This window comes from Pseudomonas fluorescens, assembly GCF_902498195.1.
Lineage (GTDB): Bacteria > Pseudomonadota > Gammaproteobacteria > Pseudomonadales > Pseudomonadaceae > Aquipseudomonas > Aquipseudomonas fluorescens_BU.
In genome coordinates, this window is the sequence record NZ_CABVIY010000003.1 from 1 (window position 1) to 20,041 (window position 20,041).

Annotated in this window: 18 protein-coding genes; 4 read left to right on the plus strand and 14 right to left on the minus strand. The window is 59.6% G+C overall.

Annotated features, from left to right (window positions below):
* Positions 1–230 precede the first annotated feature (230 nt).
* The 3 genes from F8N66_RS10850 to F8N66_RS10860 all read right to left on the minus strand — a co-directional run bounded on the left by F8N66_RS10850 (position 231) and on the right by F8N66_RS10860 (position 3,675).
* The gene (locus F8N66_RS10850) at positions 231–1,592 is read right to left on the minus strand and encodes an outer membrane beta-barrel protein (protein ID WP_150770164.1); all 1,362 of its coding nucleotides are present in this window, start codon (positions 1,590–1,592) and stop codon (positions 231–233) included.
* A 60-nt stretch (positions 1,593–1,652) separates the two neighbouring features.
* Complete coding sequence (locus F8N66_RS10855) at positions 1,653–2,927, minus strand: MFS transporter (protein WP_224790457.1); 1,275 nt, start codon at positions 2,925–2,927, stop codon at positions 1,653–1,655.
* A gap of 172 nt (positions 2,928–3,099) precedes the next feature.
* On the minus strand, positions 3,100–3,675 hold the full coding sequence (locus F8N66_RS10860) for a nuclear transport factor 2 family protein (protein ID WP_150770166.1): 576 nt from the start codon (positions 3,673–3,675) through the stop codon (positions 3,100–3,102).
* Positions 3,676–3,788: 113 nt separating this feature from the next.
* Between F8N66_RS10860 and F8N66_RS10865 the strand changes: the two genes are divergently transcribed.
* The gene (locus F8N66_RS10865; RefSeq protein ID WP_150770167.1) at positions 3,789–4,691 is read left to right on the plus strand and encodes a LysR substrate-binding domain-containing protein; all 903 of its coding nucleotides are present in this window, start codon (positions 3,789–3,791) and stop codon (positions 4,689–4,691) included.
* A gap of 25 nt (positions 4,692–4,716) precedes the next feature.
* Here the strand turns inward: F8N66_RS10865 and F8N66_RS10870 are convergent, their stop codons facing one another.
* A complete protein-coding gene (locus F8N66_RS10870) occupies positions 4,717–5,199 on the minus strand; it encodes a flavin reductase family protein (RefSeq protein WP_150770168.1) in 483 nt (160 codons plus the stop codon).
* Positions 5,200–5,257: 58 nt separating this feature from the next.
* A complete protein-coding gene (locus F8N66_RS10875; protein WP_150770169.1) occupies positions 5,258–6,475 on the minus strand; it encodes an acyl-CoA dehydrogenase family protein in 1,218 nt (405 codons plus the stop codon).
* Positions 6,476–6,634: 159 nt separating this feature from the next.
* On the opposite strand from F8N66_RS10875, the gene F8N66_RS10880 reads away from it, so the two are divergent.
* Positions 6,635–7,336, plus strand: a complete 702-nt coding sequence (locus F8N66_RS10880; protein WP_150770170.1) for a TetR/AcrR family transcriptional regulator — start codon at positions 6,635–6,637, stop codon at positions 7,334–7,336.
* Positions 7,337–7,386: 50 nt separating this feature from the next.
* Here the strand turns inward: F8N66_RS10880 and F8N66_RS10885 are convergent, their stop codons facing one another.
* The 7 genes from F8N66_RS10885 to F8N66_RS10915 all read right to left on the minus strand — a co-directional run bounded on the left by F8N66_RS10885 (position 7,387) and on the right by F8N66_RS10915 (position 16,374).
* Positions 7,387–8,160, minus strand: a complete 774-nt coding sequence (locus tag F8N66_RS10885) for an ABC transporter ATP-binding protein (protein ID WP_150770171.1) — start codon at positions 8,158–8,160, stop codon at positions 7,387–7,389.
* A 30-nt stretch (positions 8,161–8,190) separates the two neighbouring features.
* Positions 8,191–9,801 (minus strand): methyl-accepting chemotaxis protein, encoded by a 1,611-nt coding sequence (locus F8N66_RS10890; protein WP_150770905.1) that lies wholly within the window; start codon positions 9,799–9,801, stop codon positions 8,191–8,193.
* Positions 9,802–10,076: 275 nt separating this feature from the next.
* The gene (locus F8N66_RS10895; protein ID WP_150770172.1) at positions 10,077–11,333 is read right to left on the minus strand and encodes an MFS transporter; all 1,257 of its coding nucleotides are present in this window, start codon (positions 11,331–11,333) and stop codon (positions 10,077–10,079) included.
* A gap of 54 nt (positions 11,334–11,387) precedes the next feature.
* Positions 11,388–12,749, minus strand: a complete 1,362-nt coding sequence (locus F8N66_RS10900; protein WP_150770173.1) for an outer membrane beta-barrel protein — start codon at positions 12,747–12,749, stop codon at positions 11,388–11,390.
* A gap of 68 nt (positions 12,750–12,817) precedes the next feature.
* Positions 12,818–14,425, minus strand: a complete 1,608-nt coding sequence (locus F8N66_RS10905; protein ID WP_150770174.1) for a bifunctional 3-(3-hydroxy-phenyl)propionate/3-hydroxycinnamic acid hydroxylase — start codon at positions 14,423–14,425, stop codon at positions 12,818–12,820.
* Between the two features lie 114 nt (positions 14,426–14,539).
* A complete protein-coding gene (locus F8N66_RS10910) occupies positions 14,540–15,460 on the minus strand; it encodes a VOC family protein (RefSeq protein ID WP_150770175.1) in 921 nt (306 codons plus the stop codon).
* Positions 15,461–15,540: 80 nt separating this feature from the next.
* Positions 15,541–16,374, minus strand: coding sequence for a fumarylacetoacetate hydrolase family protein (locus F8N66_RS10915; RefSeq protein ID WP_150770176.1), 834 nt, complete (start codon positions 16,372–16,374; stop codon positions 15,541–15,543).
* A gap of 177 nt (positions 16,375–16,551) precedes the next feature.
* Here F8N66_RS10915 and F8N66_RS10920 point away from each other — a divergent pair, with 177 nt between their 5' ends.
* Entirely contained in the window at positions 16,552–17,259 is a 708-nt protein-coding gene (locus F8N66_RS10920) for a GntR family transcriptional regulator (protein WP_150770177.1), read from the plus strand.
* Here F8N66_RS10920 and F8N66_RS10925 read toward each other — a convergent pair.
* Together F8N66_RS10925 and F8N66_RS10930 are read right to left on the minus strand one after the other, a co-directional pair.
* The gene (locus F8N66_RS10925) at positions 17,230–17,877 is read right to left on the minus strand and encodes a TetR family transcriptional regulator (protein WP_150770178.1); all 648 of its coding nucleotides are present in this window, start codon (positions 17,875–17,877) and stop codon (positions 17,230–17,232) included. The genes F8N66_RS10920 and F8N66_RS10925 overlap by 30 nt on opposite strands.
* A gap of 9 nt (positions 17,878–17,886) precedes the next feature.
* Positions 17,887–18,663 (minus strand): IclR family transcriptional regulator, encoded by a 777-nt coding sequence (locus F8N66_RS10930; protein ID WP_150770179.1) that lies wholly within the window; start codon positions 18,661–18,663, stop codon positions 17,887–17,889.
* Between the two features lie 234 nt (positions 18,664–18,897).
* On the opposite strand from F8N66_RS10930, the gene F8N66_RS10935 reads away from it, so the two are divergent.
* On the plus strand, positions 18,898–20,028 hold the full coding sequence (locus F8N66_RS10935; RefSeq protein ID WP_150770180.1) for an efflux RND transporter periplasmic adaptor subunit: 1,131 nt from the start codon (positions 18,898–18,900) through the stop codon (positions 20,026–20,028).
* Positions 20,029–20,041: the final 13 nt, after the last annotated feature.

A 20,041-nucleotide genomic window follows, 5' to 3' on the forward strand; every position in this document is an offset into this window, starting at 1 on the left:
CATCCCGAACTCAGAAGTGAAACGATGCATCGCCGATGGTAGTGTGGGGTTTCCCCATGTGAGAGTAGGTCATCGTCAAGATTAAATTCCGAAACCCCAATTGCGAAAGCAGTTGGGGTTTTGTTTTGCCTGCGAAAAAATGGCGTAAAGAAAGGGACAGCCTAAGGGCTGTCCCTGTTCCGTGGTATCGAGTCGCGCTCGGCGATGTTCCGAGCACTGTGTCGGTAACCTCAGAAATACACCAATGCTTCCACGGTTCCGGTCAGTTGGTTGCGAGCATCACCCTGGCCGAAAGGTCGGGCGTCGTCCTGGCCATTGAACCAGTCGTAGCGCAGTTCCGGGCGCAGTGACAGGTATTTGTTGAAGTCGTAGCGCAGCCCTGTGGTCAGTGCATTGAAGGCGCCGCGGGCGGTGGAGGAGGGGAACAGGACGTAGCCGTCCGGGTCATCAAAATGCTCGGCCCGTACGGAAAACGACAAGTCCTTGCGTTGCTGGTAAGTCAACACGAGGTTGGCTCCCCACCAATGTGCGCCATCAAAACCGGGGCCGGTGACGATGTCCACGGTCGACGACTTGCCGTCTCCGTCCTGGTGGCCATAGACCATTTCACCGCCCATCGACCAGCGCTCATTGAACCTGTGCCAGCCATTGAGCGAGTGTTGCTGTTTGAACTGGCCATCAGGGGAGATCACGCGGCCGCGGGGCGTTTGTATGTCGCTGCGGCTGTCGTTTTGTGAGTCGCCAACCAGAAATTCATAGTCGATCCAGGTGTTCATGTCTGGCGTACGCCAGCGAAGTGCGCCGAGCAACGCCTTGCTGTCGTTGTTGTCGCGCAGGTTGCCCTGGCCCTGAATCACGCCTAACTCGGCGCCGAACAACAGGCTGGAGTTGCTGATCAGGCGTTTGCCCAGCAGGAAACCGGACACCGCACCGGACTCGGTCATGAACGCATAGGAACGGCTGGCAAACGGGTTGCGCGCGGCACGCACGTTAGGCGGGATTTCATAGCCAAGGGCCGGGCCGAAAATACCGGCAATGGCAGTAAAACCGCCGGCATACGGCAGGTAAGCCGTGGCGGCGATGTTGGGTACGGCGAGGAAGTTCTGTTTATCGCGTCGGGCCTTGTCCGGATCGTCGTCGCCTGGAGAGTTGATGCCCCAATGCATGTCCCAGCCGTAAGTGCGGGCCTGTTGAGCATTGCGTCCGTAGGCCGCTTCGAGCGTGAAGCCAAACGACGCTTCGGTGGGGGCAGGGCCTGGCAATGGAGTGACACGGGGGACGAAGTTGGCCTTCAACGCTTTGTCGGCAAACAGGTGCAGCGTGGCTAGCTCAAAGCCTTCATCGCCGAACCCGGCCACTGGGGTGTTGGTCTGTCCGGACTCGCGATCCTTGTGGGATGAGTTGTTGTTGAGTGAATAACCGGCATCCAGCAAGCCAGACACCTTGATGCCGTAGTCACGCTCAAGCGAGTCGCCGAAGACGCTGCGAAACACAGTGCCTTCGCCGACGTCGGCAGGTTGACCGGCCAGGCAATGTCCCGTTGCGAGGGCGAGCAGAACCGCACCAAACGATTTGACGTTGATGTTCTTCATGGGGTTTCTCTTGTTCTTATTGGGCAGGCGGCCATCCACTGGCCGCTTTTTTGTGGGTACTTATTGGGTAACGGGCACAGCGGTGGTTCGATTCATACGCCAGAAGCCAATGATGCCGATGGCCGTAATGCTGGCGGGAACGGCGGCGGCCACCAGCAGATCACTGGTCGACCACTGCAGGGACAGGAGCAGGGCGCCGACAAAAGGCCCACAGATGCCCCCCAGTCGGCCGAGTCCCAAGGTCCAGCCCGTGCCGGTGGCGCGCAGCGCCGTTGGATAAAAGGTGGCGGTCATGGCATTCAGTGCGGCTTGACCACCGAGGATGCCGAAGCCGGCAACGGCAATGCTCAAGTAGGCCAGATTGATCGAGGTGTAGAAGTGGCTGAACAGAATGATGGCCACGGCGGAGACGATGAAAGTGGGGACCAGCACGGCACCGAAGCCGCGTCGGTCGACAAACCAGCCCAGTAGCCAGCCGCCCGCCAATCCACCGAGCCACATGGCTGTGCCTGCCAACACTGCTTGCGACGGTGAATGGCCTGCGCCACTCATCAGCACCGGTGTCCAGGACGCCAGGAAGTAGACGCAGAGCATGTTCATGAAGTTGATCAGCCACAGCAACAAGGTGCCGATCAGCCTGCCATCGACAAACAGGTGAGTGAGCGAAAGACCTTTTTTGCGCGGTTCACCGATTACCAGGGTCGTCTGTTCGCCGATCTGTAGGCCTGGCTCGATGCGGCCAAGGATAGTCCGGACGCGGTCGAGTTGGCGCGAGCGCAGCACACACCACTGCAGTGATTCGGGCAGTGCGACAAGCATCAGTAAACCCAGGCAAAACGGGGCGATGGCACCCAGATAAAAAACTGCCTGCCAGCCGTATAGCGGAATCAGCGCAGCAGCAATGGCGCCACCGACCAGCCCGCCGACAACCATCCCCGACGAGACCAGCGTCAACAACATCACGCGGTTGTGCCGGGGAGCGTATTCGGTCACGAGCGTGGCGACGTTGGGCACGATTGCACCCATCGCGATGCCGGTGAAAAAGCGCAGTACCAGCAGGCCATCCACTGTGGTGGCCTGAGCGGTGAAGTACATCAGAACCGCCATGACCAGGGATGCGGTCAGCAGCACGGGCCGTCGACCGACGCGGTCGGCAATCGAACCCAGGGCCAGTGAGCCGATCAACATGCCGAGCATGCTGATGCTGAACACCGGGCCCAGGTTTGCTTTGGCGATGCCCCATTCGGCGATCAGGCTGGGGGCGGCGTAGGCCATGGCTTGAATGTCGAAACCATCGACGACCATGCACAGGAAGCATTGGATGAGCACAAGCATCTGAAAGGCGCCCAAGCGACTCCTTTCGACAATCGCGCAGATGTCGAGTTGATTGTTCACGGGAATACCTCTGTTGTAATTATTTTCGGTAAGAGCGGTGTTCTGAACGAAGGGTCAAAGCGGTTGCCGTGCCTGGGAAATCCCCATTGAGGGCGTAGGCGAAGATAAGTAATCAGTCGGCGAGCCAGGCGCTGGCCTCAGCCCGCATGACTTGCTCCAGGTCGCTGCCGCGGGTGGCGAAAACTCGATTGAGCGGGAAGCCGCTTTTCTCCAGCAGATAGGCAAGCGGTGCGTACTCACGTGGGTAGCGCGACACGGTTTCACGATCGATCTCAACCAGGCCTTGAGGGAAAGTGAAGCTGCCCATGTCATAGATGCTCTGACGCTTGACCAGCTTCCAGGCACCGTCGCGTTTTTCCACCAGGTCATAGAAGCGGTTGTGCGCGCTGCAACCCAGGTTCAGACGGACGTTTTCAGCAACGATCACGGCATTGGTTTCGACGACCGCCTTGTTCCCGTTGAGGCTAACCACTGGCGTACCGATCAGGTGTTTGGTACGCAAGTCGGACTTGCCCATGCGCTTGGACCCCTCGACGAACTGCGCGAACGGGCCTTCAAACCAGGTGACTTCGATGATGCCGTCCGGGTGAGCCAGGTTGGCCAGTTGATCCCATTGGCCGAGATCGCGATGAATCCAGCCAGTGATCAGATCGGTGATTTGAAGACGGTCTTCCAGGTAAGTCTGCATGGGATGTCCTTGGCAGGTGGTGTGTTGTTGAATCAGCATCCACCTCTGGACAGACAACTTCAAATAGATTGATATGAACAATCAATCATTAAATCTGATGGAGTTAAGTGCCCATGGATCTGCGGCATTTGCGGTACTTTCTGGCGGTTGCGCAGGAAGGTCATTTCGGCCGGGCAGCCCAGCGTTTGCACATTGTCCAGTCTGCGCTGAGCATGCAGATCCGCGCTTTGGAAGAGGAGCTCGGTGGCCCGTTGTTCCTGCGGACCAGCCGTCGCGTGGAGCTGACCGAAGCCGGGGTGCTGTTGCGTGATGAAGCACAGCGCACACTCGACCAGGCCGCGCATGCCCAGCGTGTGGTGCAGCGTTCCTTGCGGGGCGAGATGGGGACTGTGCGCATAGGCTTTGCCGGTAACGCGGTGTTCAGTGGACGGTTGATGGCTGACGTTCGCGCCTTTCGAGCGGCGTACCCGGATGCTGAAGTGATCCTGCGCGAGCTGGCGCCACAGTTGCAGGTCGAGGCCATCCAGAACGGCCAACTGGACCTGGGTTACGCGCCCAGTCATGGCGGTCAGGTTCTGGATAGCGATCTGTTGTTTGAGCGAATCGGCACGTGGCCACTGGTCTTGGCATTGCCGCAGGACCATCTCCTTGCGAACCAGGAGTCCTTGCGCGTGCCCATGCTCGGTGGCGAATCGTTGATCATTTACGCAGCTCACGGCGCCGATGAGTACATGCTGGCGGGGTTGCGAAAAGCATTGGGGCGCGAGCCCAAGGTCCAGCGCACCACCAGCACCTTAAGCGTGCTGGCGCTGGTGGCGGCCGGCATGGGCGTCGCAATGGTGCCGGCACCGTTAATGCAGGTCACCATTCCGGGGCTGATCTATCGGACATTCGACGACGTTGAACCGCATACCGACTTGCTGCTGATCAGTCGTGCCAATGAAACCGGTGGTGCGGTGCGTGCGTTCCTGAGGGTTGCGCATCAAGGTGGCGAGGCGGCTGCGACGCTTTTCTAGAGCGCAAGATTGAGTTGTCGATCTGTCAGGCCGCGTTCAGCTTTCCGTATTGGCCGGAGAAGAATAGTAGTGGTCGCGCCTGTTCGGCCTCTACAAGTTCGACCACCTCAGCGATGTACAGTTGGTGATCGCCGGCGGCATGGATCTGGACAACCCGGGCAACAATGTGTGCCAGGCTGCCCTCGATGATGGGTACGCCCCGGACTTTGTTCATGGTCACGTTCAGTCCCTCCACAGTGCGGCCTGCGAAGTGTCCGCTGATGTGCTCCTGTTGTTCGGTGAGAAAGTTCACGCCGTAAAAGTCGCCTTGCCGGATGTGCTTGCAAAAGCGTGATTCGTTTTTGATCGAGACCAGAATCAGCTGGGGCTCCAGCGACACTGACAGGAACGCATTGGCCGTCATGCCCGCTGGCTCATTTTCTCGTTCGTAGGTCACCACTGTGACACCTGTGGCAAATCGGCCCATGACACGGCGAAACTTGGCGGTGTCATTGTGTGCATCATTCATTGTCGTTCTCCATTCGTTTGCCAAGCGGCCAGTGCGGCTGACCGCGCGAGACGTGCAATCACACCAGAGGGGTATTGGCCTCTTTGCCACACAGGATCCGACCAAACAGTTCCAGGTTGGTGGAGGTGCACACCACACCATGCAGATTGGCCACTCTGGCGTCGCGCCACAGGCGGTTGAATGGATTGGCGCTACCTGCCAGGGAACCGCCGCTTGCCGTTGCCAGCAAGTCGACACCTTCCCAGATCAACTGACTGGCATAACCCGTGTCGCGGCGGATGCGGGCCCGTGTTTGCCGGTCCATCGCCGATCCGGCAGAAGCGCAGGCGTCGATTTCCCCTACGCAACGCTCCACCACCAGGCGCGCGGCATCGAGCTTGGCCGAAGCCTCGCCCACCTGCAGGTGAGTGACCGCAGCTTCGTCCTGTTGGGTGTACCAGGTGTACTGGATGCCGCGGCCCGGTAGCTTGGCGAGAAAGGTTTCCAAGGCTGCCTTGGCAATGCCCAGGGCGGGGAATACCAGAATGATTGCCAGCAACGGGATGAATGCGCCGCGATAAAGCGCTTCGCCTTGCAAGTGGGTAGAGGCGTATTCGCCGGCGATCGCTTTGGACACCGAGGCAATGCGCTCATCGGGTACGAACAGATTGTTGACTGACACCGAGGTACTGCCACTTCCCCGCAGAGCCATGGTGTCCCAATCGTGTAGCAGCGTGATGTCTTCCACCGGTATGAGGGCCAGGCCCTGGTCCACGGTTTCACCCGCTTCATTGACAATTGGAATCCCGAGCAAGTCCCACTGTGCGTGATACACGCCGCTGTTGAATCCCCACAGGCCTTCTTCGATGAGGATACCGCCTGCCACACGCTTCACCTTGGCTTTGCGTGGGGACAGCACACCACTGCTGCGCACCTTGCTACCACTAGCGAAAATGGGATCACTGACGGTCTTTGGATACAACGTTGCGAGCATCCAGTTGCAAATATTGATCAGTGCACAGGCCCAGCCAGCCGAGGCATCACCACGGCCTATTTCACTGACCACTTCCATGTAGGTTCTGATGCTGGTTTGCAGACCGCCATGCTGGCGTGGAATCATCAGATCGAAGGCGCCGATGGCGTCAAGGTCGGCCACGGTTTTTTCGGGCAGACGCGCCAGTTCGTCGACTTCACGAGTACGCGAACGCAAAGTCTCGACCAGACCGCTGGCGCGGGCGATCAACTCGCTTTCATGAATGTGCTCATTGATCGTTGCATTGAGGAGGACAGAGTTCATGGCTTTTCCTGTTATTGAGATTATTGGATGAGCTTCTGACACAATAGTGACGAATTCGTCACGGTGACAAATTCGATACTAATAGAAATATATTTTTTTAGTAAAGATATAAATTCATCTATTCGCCGATGCGATTCGATGCGAAAAGGCATAACGCAAATGGAAATCACGGCAACACCTGTAAACGACCTGGACGTACCGCTGGATCACCGGAGCGTGACCGCCCAACGCAAGCGGGACGCGATGCGCGCGCGGATACTGTCGGCGACCATGGACTTGCTGGAGGACCCCGCCAAGGTGTCCGTCACCATCGAGGACGTCGCGCGGGAGGCGAAAATTTCCCGGGGAGCTTTCTACAAACATTTTTCTTCACTGGAGGAGGCAGTGGCAGCCATAGGCCAGGAAGCGACCGATGGCATGACGCTGCATATCCTGCCCGTGTATGACGTACTGACTCACCCGCTGGAGCGCATCAGCACGGCGATGCGTCTGTTTTTGCTTCGCGCACATACTGACCGTCGCTGGGCAGCGTTTTTCATCCGGGCGGACTTGATGCAGGACCAATCGATTTTGCTGAAGTACGTGTTGGCCGATCTGGAAGCTGGCTGTCATGCCGGCTTGCTTGACCTACCATCGATGCAGGCAGGCGTCGATGCCTTGATTGGTGCGACCCTGGAAGGGGTTCGGAGCATGAACCAACGCAAGGTGGACGATCCGCAGGCCTACATCGATGCAGTCATCTTGATGGTGTTGCGTGGTTTCGGCGTGGGGAACACGGCGGCGCATGAGGCCGTGGCGTTCTCCAGGTCCTACCTGCAAGCGCGAGCTCAATCGGATTTGAAAGATCCAGCGAGCCCCTGAGAAGGCTCGCTTTTTCCTTCAACCTGGCGTTCTGGCGGCCCATTCGATTCTCAATCGTGCCAGCACCGATACCAGCCGTTTTTCTCGCTGATGTGCAACGGGGTCTGGTACAGGTCCGAAAGGTGCGCGCTGGTCAATAGTTCGGACTTGGCACCGTCGGCCACTATCTGACCTTGCCTGATCAACACCACGCGGTCGATTTCCGGAATGATCTCGTCAACGTGGTGAGTGGTGATGAGCAAGGCTCGTCCCTCACTGCAAAAACTGCGCAGCAGCGTCAACATGGCCAGGCTGGCACCCATGTCGAGTCCATTGGCCGGCTCATCGAAAATCAGCGCCTCGGGATGATGCACCAGCGCTCGGGCCAGCAACAGGCGTCTTTTCTGGCCGGTGGAAAGGCGCTGGAACATGCAGGATTCATCCTGCGAAATCCCCAGGCTGGCCATCATGGCGCGTGCCTGCTCAAGCTGAAGCTCGGTCGGTCGCAGATGTTCATGACGGCCGATGGCGCCAAAAAAGCCGGAAACCACAACGTCCAATGCGCTGGTGTAGGGCGTGTAGTCCTCTTGCAGGTCCTGTGACACGAAGCCGATCCTGTTCCGCAGCTGCCACAGATTCAGGGTCTCGCTGCCGAACAGCTTCAGGTAACTGCCTTCCTGGGCCACCGGGTAAAGTTCCCGGTTGATCAACTTGAGCAGGGTGCTTTTACCCGCGCTGTTAGGGCCGAGAATGGCAACGCGCTCCTTCGGCCCGATCTTCAAGGACAACTGGTCGAGCACTCGAGTCTGTTGCTGATACGCGGTGACGTTATGGAGTTCAATCATCTGAAAAACCTTGCAGAAAGTAAGCCCGGGCTAGATGCGAAACCTGTCGATGTGCCCGCGCAGTCCGGCGGCCAACAGCGACAGTTCTTCGCTGGTCAAGTGTATCTGTGCAGCGCCCGCCGAGGTTTGCACGGACAGATCACGAATGCTGATCAAACTCCGGTCGATCTCTCGGGAAGCTTGGGCCTGTTGTTCTGAAGCGCTGGCGATGACCACGTTCATTTGACTGATGGTCTCCACCGCAACGGTGACCTCTTGCAAGGCAGTATCCGCTTGCCGGGCGATACCGAGGGTCGAGTGGACACGTTCAGTGCTCTCTTGCATGGAGCAAAGCGTGTGTGCCGCCACGCTACGCAAGGAACTGACCATGTGCTCGATTTCCTGCGTTGATTGTTGCGTGCGCAATGCCAGCGCCCGGACTTCTTCGGCGACGACGGCGAACCCGCGACCCGCTTCCCCGGCCCGTGCGGCCTCAATGGCTGCGTTAAGCGCCAACAGGTTGGTCTGTTCGGCAATCGACCGTATCACTTCCAGCACACGGTTGATGCCGGACACGCTGCCGGCAAGCGCTTCGACTCGATCGGCAGTAATCGAAATGCCCTCTGCCAACACCGATAACGATTCAAGGGTTTCCATGACCCGGGCTTTTCCGGTTTGCGCCGCGATGTCCGTGGTACGTGACGCCAGAGCTGTCGCTGATGCGTTTCTGGCCACTTCATCGACGGCAGCGGTCATTTCATTCACGGCGGTGGCGGCTTGCTCGATTTCCTTGTTCTGTTCTTCAAGCCCGCTGTTCGCGGTCGCGATCACGCCATGAAACTGCTGCGAAGACTGCGCCAGCCGGGTGGAAGAGTCCGTAATGCGCAGCACCGTGTCGTGAAGGTGCGCCTGCATGGTCCCAAGCGCCTGAAGCAACAATGCCGGTTCGTCTTTCCCTGTGTCATTGATGGTGGAAGTCAGATCACCGCGGGCAATGTTCTGCGCGACATGAAGCGCATCGAGCAGGGGCTGATTGATACTTCGGGTGTAGAGCGTCGCCAGCAGTACTGTCAGCAGGGCGGCCAGGGCCATTGCCGTGATGACCCCCACCACGACGCGCTGACGCGTTTGTTGTTCGAACCCGGCGCTCTGTTGATAGCGCTGCCGGTAAAAGTCCTGCAATTGACCCGAGCGCTCTCCCAGCTCCATGGCAAATTTATCGATAGGGCCATTGAGAATGTCCGTGGCTGCCTGGCGTTGACCTTCCGCTGCCAGCCGTATGACCTCAAGCTGTTCATGACGGAACGCATTTGAGGCGTCCAGGTATCGCTGGAAAATCTCCCGCTCCGCCGGCTGCCGCAGTTGCGCTGCAAACGTTTCTTGTTGCTGGCGCACATCGTCGAGGACCTGCATCAGTGCGCTCTGATTGGTCGCCAGGGCCGCCGGGTCACGCAGCACGACCATGCGAAACGTCATTATTCCGGCTCGATCCTCTGTTTTGTTCAGCGCCGCGAGCCGGATGAGACTCGGCACCCAGACTTCCCTGATCGCGTCGGACTCCACGCTTAATTGCCTGACCATGCTCAATGAGAACAGGCCCAGTAGCAGGACAACCAATCCAAACAAGCCAAATCCGAAAACCGAGCGCGGTGCCAACTTCATTTTTCTGAAAAACAACGGATTTTTCCTCAAAGAAGGGATCCTGACAGGCACCCCGAAAGAGCAGGCGCACTGTCATGTCGAACATCAAACGAACCGGCGCCAGCTTGTGGCCGGCGCCGTTATTTCAATGAAACGCTTGAGGGATAGTTCAGTTCCGGGCGGTCGTGGCACCTGGCACTGGCATGCACACCTTGCGCATGACGGGGAGAGTCGTTGTTGCCCATCGACACGCCCATTCCGACGTCCTGTCGCTCCCCGAATGGAGAGTGAATGCTTTACACGCTGTCGATGCCCTCGGCGGCCGGCGCAGAAACTCTGGCCGGAGCGGTTTCGCGCAAGCATGTCGCGACCAGCAAGCCGACCAGCACCGCGCCGAGTGCCAGGTACATGGTGTTTTCGATGCCGTGGTGCTGGGCGATGTACCCCGCGATGGCGGGTGCAACGCCGCCGCCGAAAATCTCGCCGATGCCCACCACCAGGCCCGTTGCGGTGGAGGTCAACGCCGCTGGAACGGATTCGCTGGTCAGTGGCCCGACTGTCATGCAGATCATGCTGAAGTTGAAAAAGATCGTCAGGAACAGCAAGGCGAACAATTTCATCGGTTCCGCTCCAGTACCCATCAGCAACCAGAGGAACACACCGGTGGCGACGAACGAAATCAGCACCACGGGTTTGCGTCCGATGCGGTCGGACACGGCTGGCATGATCAACTGCCCGAGAAAACCACCCAGGCCGATGGCCGACATCACGAAGCCCATTTGCTGCACGTCCAGGTGCAAATAGTCCATCAGGTAGTTGGGCATCATCACGCTGATGACAAACAGGCAGGTCAGCATGCAAAACATCCCGACGATGTTCAGCCATACGTTGCGATAGCGCAGGGCATCCAGCCAGCCGGTGTGCTTGGCGTCTGAGCGGGTTTCGGTTTTGGGCGGTGTCGCGACGCGGGTTTCCCGCAAGTGCCGGTACATCGCCAGGGCCAGCAGGAAGCCCGGCAACGACACGATCACGAACACCCAGCGCCACGACGGCACCACCAGCAACAGTTGAGTGGCGAGAATCGGCGCAAGCCCCAGGCCCAGGATCGGGAAGAAGGCCTGCTGGATACCAATGTTCATGCCGCGCCGGGCAGGGTGCGAGGACTCCGCCGTGGCCGCCAGGGCTGTCGGGGTAAAGGCGCCTTCGGAGATGCCCATGATCGCGCGGATCAGCAGCAATCCGCCGATACCGGTCGCCAGCCCCGAGAGGCCCGCCAACAGAGAAAATACCAGTACTGCCGGAATCAGCACTTTGCGTCGACCGATGCGGTCGGAAAGGCGCCCCATAAAGATCGAAGAAATACCCCAGGCCAACCCCAGAATGGCAGTCACGTTGCCCAGGTCCTGATAGTTCAGGCCCAAGTCTTTCATCATCACTGGGAACAGCGGCAGGATGATGAACCGGTCCAGGCCCACCAGGCCGAATCCCAAGGCCAGCAAGGCCACCGCTTTGAACTCGTATCGAACATCCCACGCGTGCTTATTGTTGTTCATGGTTGTCACTCGGATGGAGTTGAGAAAGGCAGCCATGGCCTGGCTGCCAGGGGCTTAGAAATAGATCAGGGCTTCGACCAGGCCGGTCAGCTGTGTGCGGTCACGTCCGGCGCCGAACGGGTGGTCGTCGGCGTTGCCGTCGAACACGTCGTACCGCACTTCGGGACGCAGCGAGATGTACTTGTCCAGGTCGTAACGCAGGCCGGCAGTGACGGCGTTGAAATTGCCGCGAGCGGTGGAGACGGGCAGCAGGATGAAACCGTCGGGGTCGGCGAAATGCTCGGCCCGTACCGAATACGAAAGATCGGGTCGTTGCTGATACGTCAGCACCGCGTTGGCGCCCCACCAATGTGCGCCGTCAAAACCGGGGCCGTTGATGATGTCGACAGTGGTGGCTTTGCCGTCACCGTCCTGGTGGCCATACACCACTTCGGCGCCCATCGACCAGTTGGCGTCGAATCGATGCCAGCCGTTGAGCGAGTGCTGTTGTTTGAACTGTCCATCCGGCGACACCAGCCGCGAGGTCGGTGCCTGCACGTCGCTGAAACTGTCATTCTGCTCATCACCAAGGATGAATTCGTAGTCGATCCAGGTCTGCATGTCGGCGGTACGCCAACGCAGGGCGCCCATCAGCGACTTGGTGTCGTTGTTATCGCGCAGGTTGTTCCAGCCCTGCACCACGCCCAACTCCACACCGAAAATGCCTGACTCGCCGTTGTACAGGCGTGAACCGAACTGGACGCCACCCACCGTGCCGGGCTCGCTGACAAAGGCGTAGGTTTTGCTGGCAAACGGGTTACGCGCGGCGCGGATGTTCGGCGGGATTTCATAGCCTAGCGCCGGGCCGAAGACACCCGCCATGGCGGTGATGCCGGGGCCGTAGGGCAAATAGGCGGTGGCGGCGATGTTGGGAACGGCGAGGAATTTCTGTTTGTCACGCTGGGCCTTGGCCAGGTCGTCGTCGCCGGGGGAGTTGATGCCCCAGTGCATATCCCAGCCTTGGGTGCGGGCGAACTGGGCGTTGCGGCCATAGTTCATTTCAAAGGTGAAGCCGAAAGAGGCTTCAGTGGGTTGCGGACCGGGCAGGGGGGTGATGCGCGGCACCATGTCACCCTTGAGCGCCTTGTCGACAAACAGATGCAGGCCGCCCCATTCCAGGCCTTCATCGGCGAAACCCACCAGCGGCAGATTGCTCAAGCCATCCTGGCGTTCGTCGTGGGTCGAGCGGTTGTTGCGCGAGTAACCCGTGTCGAATAATCCCGAGACCGTAATCCCGTAGTCCTTTTCCAGCGTGTCACCGAACAGGCTGCGAAACAGCGTGCCTTCGCCTGTTTCAGGGCTGTCGGCGGCGTGGGTATTGAGCGTTGCGAAGGCGGCCAGAACCGCACCAAGCGCTTTCACCTTGATGTTATGCATTGTCTCTCTCTTGTTTTTGTTGTCAGAGCTTTGAAGGGTGGGGCGTCCGTGCCCCCTGGAACTCGGTGTCAGACGTGGCAGGCCCTGGCCTGATTGACGACGGCGTTTTGCTGCAATTGCCCGCGCAGGGAGTTGAGGAGCTTCGGCAGCGCCGACAGCTCGGCGACCCCGCCATAGCAGTAGTAATCCGGACGCACCACCAGCACCTTGAGCCCGGCCTCGGCCATGAACTGCAAGTACTTGCCGGAGACGTCGCGGTAAATGCCTTTGGCGTTGTCAGCCACAGGTGCCAGCCGAACCACTTGCAGGCTGTAGTCACGGATAAAGCCCAGTTGCTGCGCATCGAGCTGCGCAAGCGGATCTTCGTCACCGCGCACCAGCAAGTGGAAGCCGCGTCCGATGACATCGTCGTAGCGACTGACCTTGCCATCGATTTCAATCGAGCCGTGTACCCCGAGAATGCCGCGCAATTGGCCATCCTTCTGTAAAAGTCCGTCGGTCAAACCGGGGAACGGCGGCAGCGGAGCGACGTTGCCGCTCAGGTACGCGGCGTCACGTTCGGCGGCCTTCACCGGGTCAGATACGCAGACCACTTTGCCCATCGCCATGGACGCTTCGATCACCGCGCGGATCTGTGGTTTGCGTTCCAGGGTGTAGCTGTCCAGCAGGTTGTCGTCAGCCAGGCCGCGCAGCAGCAAGTCCAGGCGCCAGGACAGATTCCATGCATCACGAATGCCCGAGCACATGCCCTGGCCCATGAACGGTGGCATCACGTGGGCCGCATCGCCGGCCAGCATCACCCGGCCGCTGTGCCAGTTCGAAGCAATGCGCGAGCGGAACTGATAGACCGCGTGGCGCACCAGGTCAGCGGTGTCCGGGGTGACCCAACGCGACAGCAGCGACCAGACCTTGTCGGTGTCTTGCAGGTCTTCGAGGGTTTCGTGGGGCAGGCGCATGAACTCCCAGCGACGATAACCGGGGCCGCCAGGGACCATGGTGGTCGGGCGCTCGGGGTTGCACCACTGGCCGATGTCCGGCACGTCCAGCTCCACGCCAGGCTTGGGCTGCAGGTCGACGACCAGCCAGTCCTCCTGGAAACCCAGGTCTTGCCATTCGATGCCCAGCGACTGGCGCACGAAGCTGTTGGCGCCGTCGGCACCGATCACATAGCGAGCGCGGACGCTTTGCTGTTCTTCGCCCAAGGAGAACTTGCCGTCTTCACGAATTACTCGGTTGAGCACCATGTCACAGCCATTGGCGTCCTGCTTGAGCGCGGTGGCTTCCCAGCCCTGATGGATCTGCACGTTGGCGATGCTTTTGGCTTTGCGGTCCAGTGCGGCTTCCAGCGACGGCTGGTTGAAGAGGTAGCCGAAGGGGCCGTCGCTGATGGACTCGGCCGACCAGTCGATCTCCACCAGGACTTTCCAGTCAGCGTTGAACCACTGATAGCGCGCCGACGGCTGGGAGATTTTCGCCAGCTCGTCACCGAGCCCCATGGACAGGAAAACCCGGCGGATTTCATGATCGTAGAAAACCGCGCGCGGCAGCGGATACAGCGCCGGCCAGCGTTCGAAGACGGCGACGGTGTAACCCATCTGGCCCAACAGAATGGCCAGGGTCTGGCCGACGGGGCCGTAACCGGCAATGGCGACATCGACTGTGGTGTGCTGATTCATGACTGTGCCTCGTGTACTTCTCAAAGATTTCCGGACATGGCCGGGCCCGTCGCGCGATCCAAAGGACGCGCGCCATGCGGGCAGGTGAGGTGTGCTGGAGCGGGGCAGGGAAACTCAGGCGGGGGCCGGGGTGTCCGCTTCAGTGTTGAAAATGAAGTTGTCCGGAACGTCCGGACCCCACAGGTACAGGGAGTTTTCGGGCGGGTAATCGCCAGCGGGCCATTCGCTGCCTTCGCTGATGTAGTCCATGTCCGCCGAGTATTCGCAGAAGGAGCCCCACGGGTCTTGTACGTAATGGAAGTAGTTCGAACCCAGGCAATGACGCCCCGTGCCCCAGCCTTTGGTGTGGCCAGCCGCGGCCATTTGCGAGGCGCCGGCGCCGACTTCGTCAATGCTGTCGACTTCCCAGGCGGCGTGGTGCCAGCCCTTGGCACTGCTCTTGGCGAACGCCACCAGATGGTGATCGCAGCCGTGGGCGGCGTGGCTGAAGGCGATGATGTCCATCGACTTGTCCGAAAGCTTCAGACCCAGCGCGTGTTCATAGAAGTGTAGGGCACCTAGGACGTCCGGGGTGAACAACAGGACATGGGACAGGCGGCGAGGGCGAATCTTCGCCAGGCCATCGCGGGTCGTCGCGCCGCGACGGTTGGCCGGGGTGGCGCTGTTGTGGTGGGCCGTCTTTTGGTCGGGCATGGTTTTGGTGCCGACCTTGACCTGCAACAGATTGCCGTCCGGATCACGGAACCAGATGCCGGAACCGGGGCGATCCTCAAAGCGACCACCCGCTGCTTCAATCTGCTGACGCAGGGCGCTGAAGTCCTGCTCATAGCAATTGAAGCTCAGGTACGCCAGTGACTTGGAAGCGGCGGGCAGGATCTTCGCCCACACGTGCCCGTCAGCTGCCCGCAGGAGGAGTTGCTGTGCGCCACGTTCGACTTCGAGGCCGAAGCTTTCGAAAAATTGGCAGGCTTCGTCCAGGGACGGAACGTTCAGCGCGTAATGATCGATTGAATGCACACCATGGGACACGCTCATGATTGCCTCCATTTTTAATTATTGTAGTTATTGCGCGCAGGGCTTGGGAGCGGCCCTGCGCCGAGTGTGAAGCGGCGTTATCAGGCTTCGTCAACCACCGGGTTTACCAGTTTGCCAATGCCCTCGATCGACACTTCGACAACATCGCCAGCCTTCAGGTAGACCTTTGGATTCATGCCAAAACCAACGCCGGCCGGGGTCCCGCTGACAATCACGTCGCCGGCTTCCAGGGTCACCGCTTCACTGAGCGTGGAGATGATGGTGGCCACGTCGAACAGCATGTCGTCGGTGTTGGCCGATTGTACAACCTTGCCATTGACCCGGGTTTCCAGCAGCAAACCCTTGCCACCGGCTGGCAGCTCGTCAGCCGTCACCAGCACCGGACCGAACGCGCCGGTGTCGTCGAAATTCTTGCCAACAGTCCATTGCGGCGAAATGAACTGGTAGTCACGCACCGAACCTTCGTTGAACAACGCGTAGCCGGCGACATGGCTGAGTGCATCTTCCTTGCGAATGTGGCGACCACCGCTCTTGAGCACCACCGCCATTTCGCCTTCGTAGTCGAGGGTGTCGGAAATGCGCGGGCGAATCAGCGGTTTGTTGTGGGCGGTCAGGCTGGAGTTCCAGCGCGGGAACAGGGTCGGGTAGCTCGGTTGGGCGTACGGCGACTCCTTGGTGTGGTCGGCATAGTTCAGGCCCACACACACGATCTTGGTCGGGCGCGCCATCAAGGGCAGGTAAGCGTCTTCGGCGATCTCGACCAGCGCACCGTTGGCTTCGGCACCGTGGGTGGTCAGATCGACGCCGCGGGCCAGCAGCGACTCAAGGGATTCGGTACCCAGTACGCGTACACCTTCGGCGGAGACGACACCCAGGACTGGTTGACCTTGATTGAGGAAACGGACGTAGCGCATGACGGTTTCTCTTATTGGCTTGAAAAGGGGTCGGTGTGGAAGGGCAGCCGACCGCGTAGTCACTAAGCTAGGCTCAATAAAATATATCGTCAACAAAAAATATATATTTTTCCAAATATGAGAAATTTTGCGATCTGTGTATGATTCGAACAGACAACGCGTAAATAGGAGTCAACCGTGAATTCCCCCCTGATCAACTGGCAATCTTCGGAACCCGCTGAAAAGCGCACCATGGCCTCGCAACTCGAAGCCAGGATTCGCCAGGACATCATCAATGGCCAACTGGCGCCCGGCAGTCGCCTGCGCCTCAAGGAACTGGCCGAGGCCTACGACGTGGGTGTGATTCCACTGCGCGAAGCCTTGTCGCGACTGGCCAGCAGCGGCTTTGTCTCGGCGGCGGATCAGAAGGGCTTCAGCGTTGGGCAGATCTCCGCAGCGGAAATCGCCGACATCACGGCTGCCCGGTTACACATCGAATGCAAGGCGCTGGCTGACTCCATTCGCCAAGGGGACGTGGAGTGGGAGAGCCGCGTGCTCGCCGCCCATCACCGGCTTGACCGCCTGACCATCGTCGAAGGCCCCGAACGCTTGCTCAAACCGGAATGGGAAAACGCTCACGAGCTGTTCCATCAGGCGCTCATTTCAAGCTGCAATTCACCCACATTGCTGCGCCTGTGTGCGTCTCTGCGGGATCAAACCGCGCGCTACCGCTTCCTGTCGATGCACTACGCCGAGAGCTCCGCGCGCGATGTGCCCCATGAACACCGGGAGTTGATGGACGCGGCGCTGGCCAAAGACATCGACAAAGCGTGCGAGCTGCTGGCCAGCCACTACCAGACCACCACCGACTCAGTGTTAAAGCACGCCCTGTTGATCCAGGCCTGAAATTTTTCCCTGCAAGGGCGAGATCAACGCCTCGACGGTGGCAGGAATGTGCTTGAGTTCGATTTCAGCCTGGTTGAGCAGCCACTCATAGATGGAACCGGTCAGCAGCGCCTTGATCGACGTCGCAATCGTTGGGATGTCTGTGCAAGGCGTGCCGTCGGCCTCCTTGAAGCGCATGTTCAATGCTGCGGTCACGTAGGTCTTGATTCGATTGAATATGCGCGTCAGCCGACGATACACCTGATCATTTTCAGCGATCAGTTCGGTGCGATGCAGCAGGATCAATGTGACCCGGTGCAGGCGTACATCACTGATAATTTCCTCCAGTCCATCTCCCAGGGCCCTGGACAATTGCGAGACCGTCGGTGCCTGGCTCAAACAACTGAATCGCTCGGGCAGTTGATCCCATGGCAATCGGGCACGGTTGAGCACCGCATCGAGCAACTCGGATTTATCCCTGAAGTGCCAATAGATCGCTCCCCGCGACAACCCGGCTCGCTCAGCGATTTCCTGAAAGGTGGCTTGGGCGTAACCACGATGACTAAACACTTCTTCAGCCGCCTCGAGTAACAGATGGCGGGTGATTTCTACATCTTCTTTACGTTTTCTGACCATCATCGATTCTCATCAATATTCGCCAGCCAGCCTGGAAATCGAGGCTCGGCAGGCCTCCAGTGCCTGGCGAAATTCTTCGGAGCGCATCTGAAAGCGTGAGGTGGGTGCCACAACGGCGACGGCGTGGGGGCCCATGAACGTCGGGATCAGGATGCTGCAGGCACTGATACCCACCGTGTGTTCCTGGTGATCGGTGGCAAAGCCGCTTTCACGAATCGATACCATCTCGTTGAGCAGCGATCGGATGTCATGGGTCGAGTCCGTCAGTTTTTCCGGGGATTGGCCCAATACTTCCAGGATCTGTTCGTCGCTCAAGGTCGAGAGCAGGACTTTGCCATCCGCTGTCGCGTGCATGGGCATCGAACGGCCCATGGGGAACACCACGCGCAATTCACGCTCGGCGATGACCCGGTCAATGACGTTGGTCTGCTGTCCGCTGATGCATGACAGGGTGACGCTCTCGTTCAGCTCCTGTGACAACTCCTCAAGGGATTTGCGAGCGATCGAGATGATGTCGGTGTGGGTCTGGTGAATCAGCTGGGCGAGGGCCGGGCCCAGGCGAAATCCGCTGCCGGGCCGAATGGGTTCGACCATGGCCTCCGATTCCAGGGCACTGACGATCCGTTGCACGGTTGAACGCGCCAACCCGACTTCCTGGGCAATCGCCCCCAGGCTCAAGCCTCGCGGATGGCTACCCAGCACCCGCATCACTGAACAGGCACGGGCGATGACCTGAATCCCGCCGCTGCGACTTTCGTCCATTTCGTTTTTTTCTTTCGACTCACTCATTTCCTACCTCGAGACCGGCGCGCCTGGTGTGTGGGCTTCAAGCCATGCAGCAGTTTACAGGCTGGACGGGGGTGTACCGCAATGCGGGTGCTTGCACCACAATGCGGATCGCATTACGATACACCGCATCGCATTGCGGGTCACTCGTTATGTGGTCAACCCCTCTCGACTGCCAATTCCCTTGCCAGCCCCGTGCACTGCAAGGCGTTGGGCGAGCTTTCAAAGGAGTATCAAATGAATTTCAGACCCTCCCGGCGCCTTGGCTACGCGCTGCCGCTGGCCGCGTTGATCGTGGCTGGCTGCCAGGAACCACAGGACACCGTGGTCCATAAGGTGCCCGACGTCGGGGTCGTGACCCTCCAGAATGAAGATGTCCTGCTCAGCAGTGACCTTCCGGGGCGTACCAGTGCCTATCGCGTGGCAGAGGTCCGGCCGCAGGTCAGCGGGATCATCCAGAAGCGTTTTTTCAACGAGGGCGCGCAGGTCAGCAAAGGTCAGCAGCTCTATCAGATCGATCCCGCCAGTTACCAGGCGGCCGTCGAAAAGGCGCAGGCGAACCTCGACACCACACGTAACCTGGCTGAACGCTACAAGCGTCTGGTGGAGAGCAAGGCAATCAGTCGCCAGCAATACGACGATGCCGACGCCAATTTCAGGCAGGCCGCGGCAGAGTTGAAGATGGCCCGGATCAATCTGGAGTACACCCGCGTTCTGGCACCGATCAGCGGGCGGATCAGCCGTTCGAACATCACGGAAGGGGCGTTGGTCACCACGGGGCAAGTCGACGCACTGGCGTCGATCAATCAACTGGACCCGATCTACGTTGACGTGACCCAGGCGTCCACTGAAATGCTCAAGCTGCGGCGCGAAATGGCGTCGGGTCAGTTGACCATGGCCGGGCCGGACCAGGTGCAGATCCGGCTCACGCTCGAAGATGGCTCGGCCTACGAGTTGCCGGGTGCGCTGAAGTTTTCCGAGGTGACGGTCGACCCGAGCACCGGGGCGGTCACCTTGCGCGCTGCATTTCCCAACCCAAACGGCATTCTGCTGCCGGGCATGTTCGTCCATGCCCGTCTCACCGAAGGTGTGCGCCAGCAAGCGATCCTGGTACCGCAACAAGGCATCACCCGCGACCTCAAGGGACAAGCCACCGCGTTGGTGGTCGGTGCCGACAACAAGGCCGAGCTGCGGGAGGTCAAGACCCAGCGCACCCTGGGCAACAAATGGCTGATCGAATCCGGCCTGAAGGCGGGTGACCGGGTGATCACCGAGGGCGTGCAACTGGCCAGGCCCGGCCTATCGATCAATCCCGTCCCCGCGAAAAACCTCGACGCCAACTCCGCTGTGGTCAGCGCCACCGAGTAGCGCATGCGCTGCT

Bases quoted from the DNA above. Each gene is read 5' to 3' on its own strand.
- F8N66_RS10850 (WP_150770164.1), bottom strand. From the start codon at position 1,592: ATGAAGAACATCAACGTCAAATCGTTTGGTGCGGTTCTGCTCGCCCTC.
- F8N66_RS10855 (WP_224790457.1), bottom strand. From the start codon at position 2,927: ATGCTTGTGCTCATCCAATGCTTCCTGTGCATGGTCGTCGATGGTTTC.
- F8N66_RS10860 (WP_150770166.1), bottom strand. From the start codon at position 3,675: ATGCAGACTTACCTGGAAGACCGTCTTCAAATCACCGATCTGATCACT.
- F8N66_RS10865 (WP_150770167.1), top strand. From the start codon at position 3,789: ATGGATCTGCGGCATTTGCGGTACTTTCTGGCGGTTGCGCAGGAAGGT.
- F8N66_RS10870 (WP_150770168.1), bottom strand. From the start codon at position 5,199: ATGAATGATGCACACAATGACACCGCCAAGTTTCGCCGTGTCATGGGC.
- F8N66_RS10875 (WP_150770169.1), bottom strand. From the start codon at position 6,475: ATGAACTCTGTCCTCCTCAATGCAACGATCAATGAGCACATTCATGAA.
- F8N66_RS10880 (WP_150770170.1), top strand. From the start codon at position 6,635: ATGGAAATCACGGCAACACCTGTAAACGACCTGGACGTACCGCTGGAT.
- F8N66_RS10885 (WP_150770171.1), bottom strand. From the start codon at position 8,160: ATGATTGAACTCCATAACGTCACCGCGTATCAGCAACAGACTCGAGTG.
- F8N66_RS10890 (WP_150770905.1), bottom strand. From the start codon at position 9,801: ATGAAGTTGGCACCGCGCTCGGTTTTCGGATTTGGCTTGTTTGGATTG.
- F8N66_RS10895 (WP_150770172.1), bottom strand. From the start codon at position 11,333: ATGAACAACAATAAGCACGCGTGGGATGTTCGATACGAGTTCAAAGCG.
- F8N66_RS10900 (WP_150770173.1), bottom strand. From the start codon at position 12,749: ATGCATAACATCAAGGTGAAAGCGCTTGGTGCGGTTCTGGCCGCCTTC.
- F8N66_RS10905 (WP_150770174.1), bottom strand. From the start codon at position 14,425: ATGAATCAGCACACCACAGTCGATGTCGCCATTGCCGGTTACGGCCCC.
- F8N66_RS10910 (WP_150770175.1), bottom strand. From the start codon at position 15,460: ATGAGCGTGTCCCATGGTGTGCATTCAATCGATCATTACGCGCTGAAC.
- F8N66_RS10915 (WP_150770176.1), bottom strand. From the start codon at position 16,374: ATGCGCTACGTCCGTTTCCTCAATCAAGGTCAACCAGTCCTGGGTGTC.
- F8N66_RS10925 (WP_150770178.1), bottom strand. From the start codon at position 17,877: ATGATGGTCAGAAAACGTAAAGAAGATGTAGAAATCACCCGCCATCTG.
- F8N66_RS10930 (WP_150770179.1), bottom strand. From the start codon at position 18,663: ATGAGTGAGTCGAAAGAAAAAAACGAAATGGACGAAAGTCGCAGCGGC.
- F8N66_RS10935 (WP_150770180.1), top strand. From the start codon at position 18,898: ATGAATTTCAGACCCTCCCGGCGCCTTGGCTACGCGCTGCCGCTGGCC.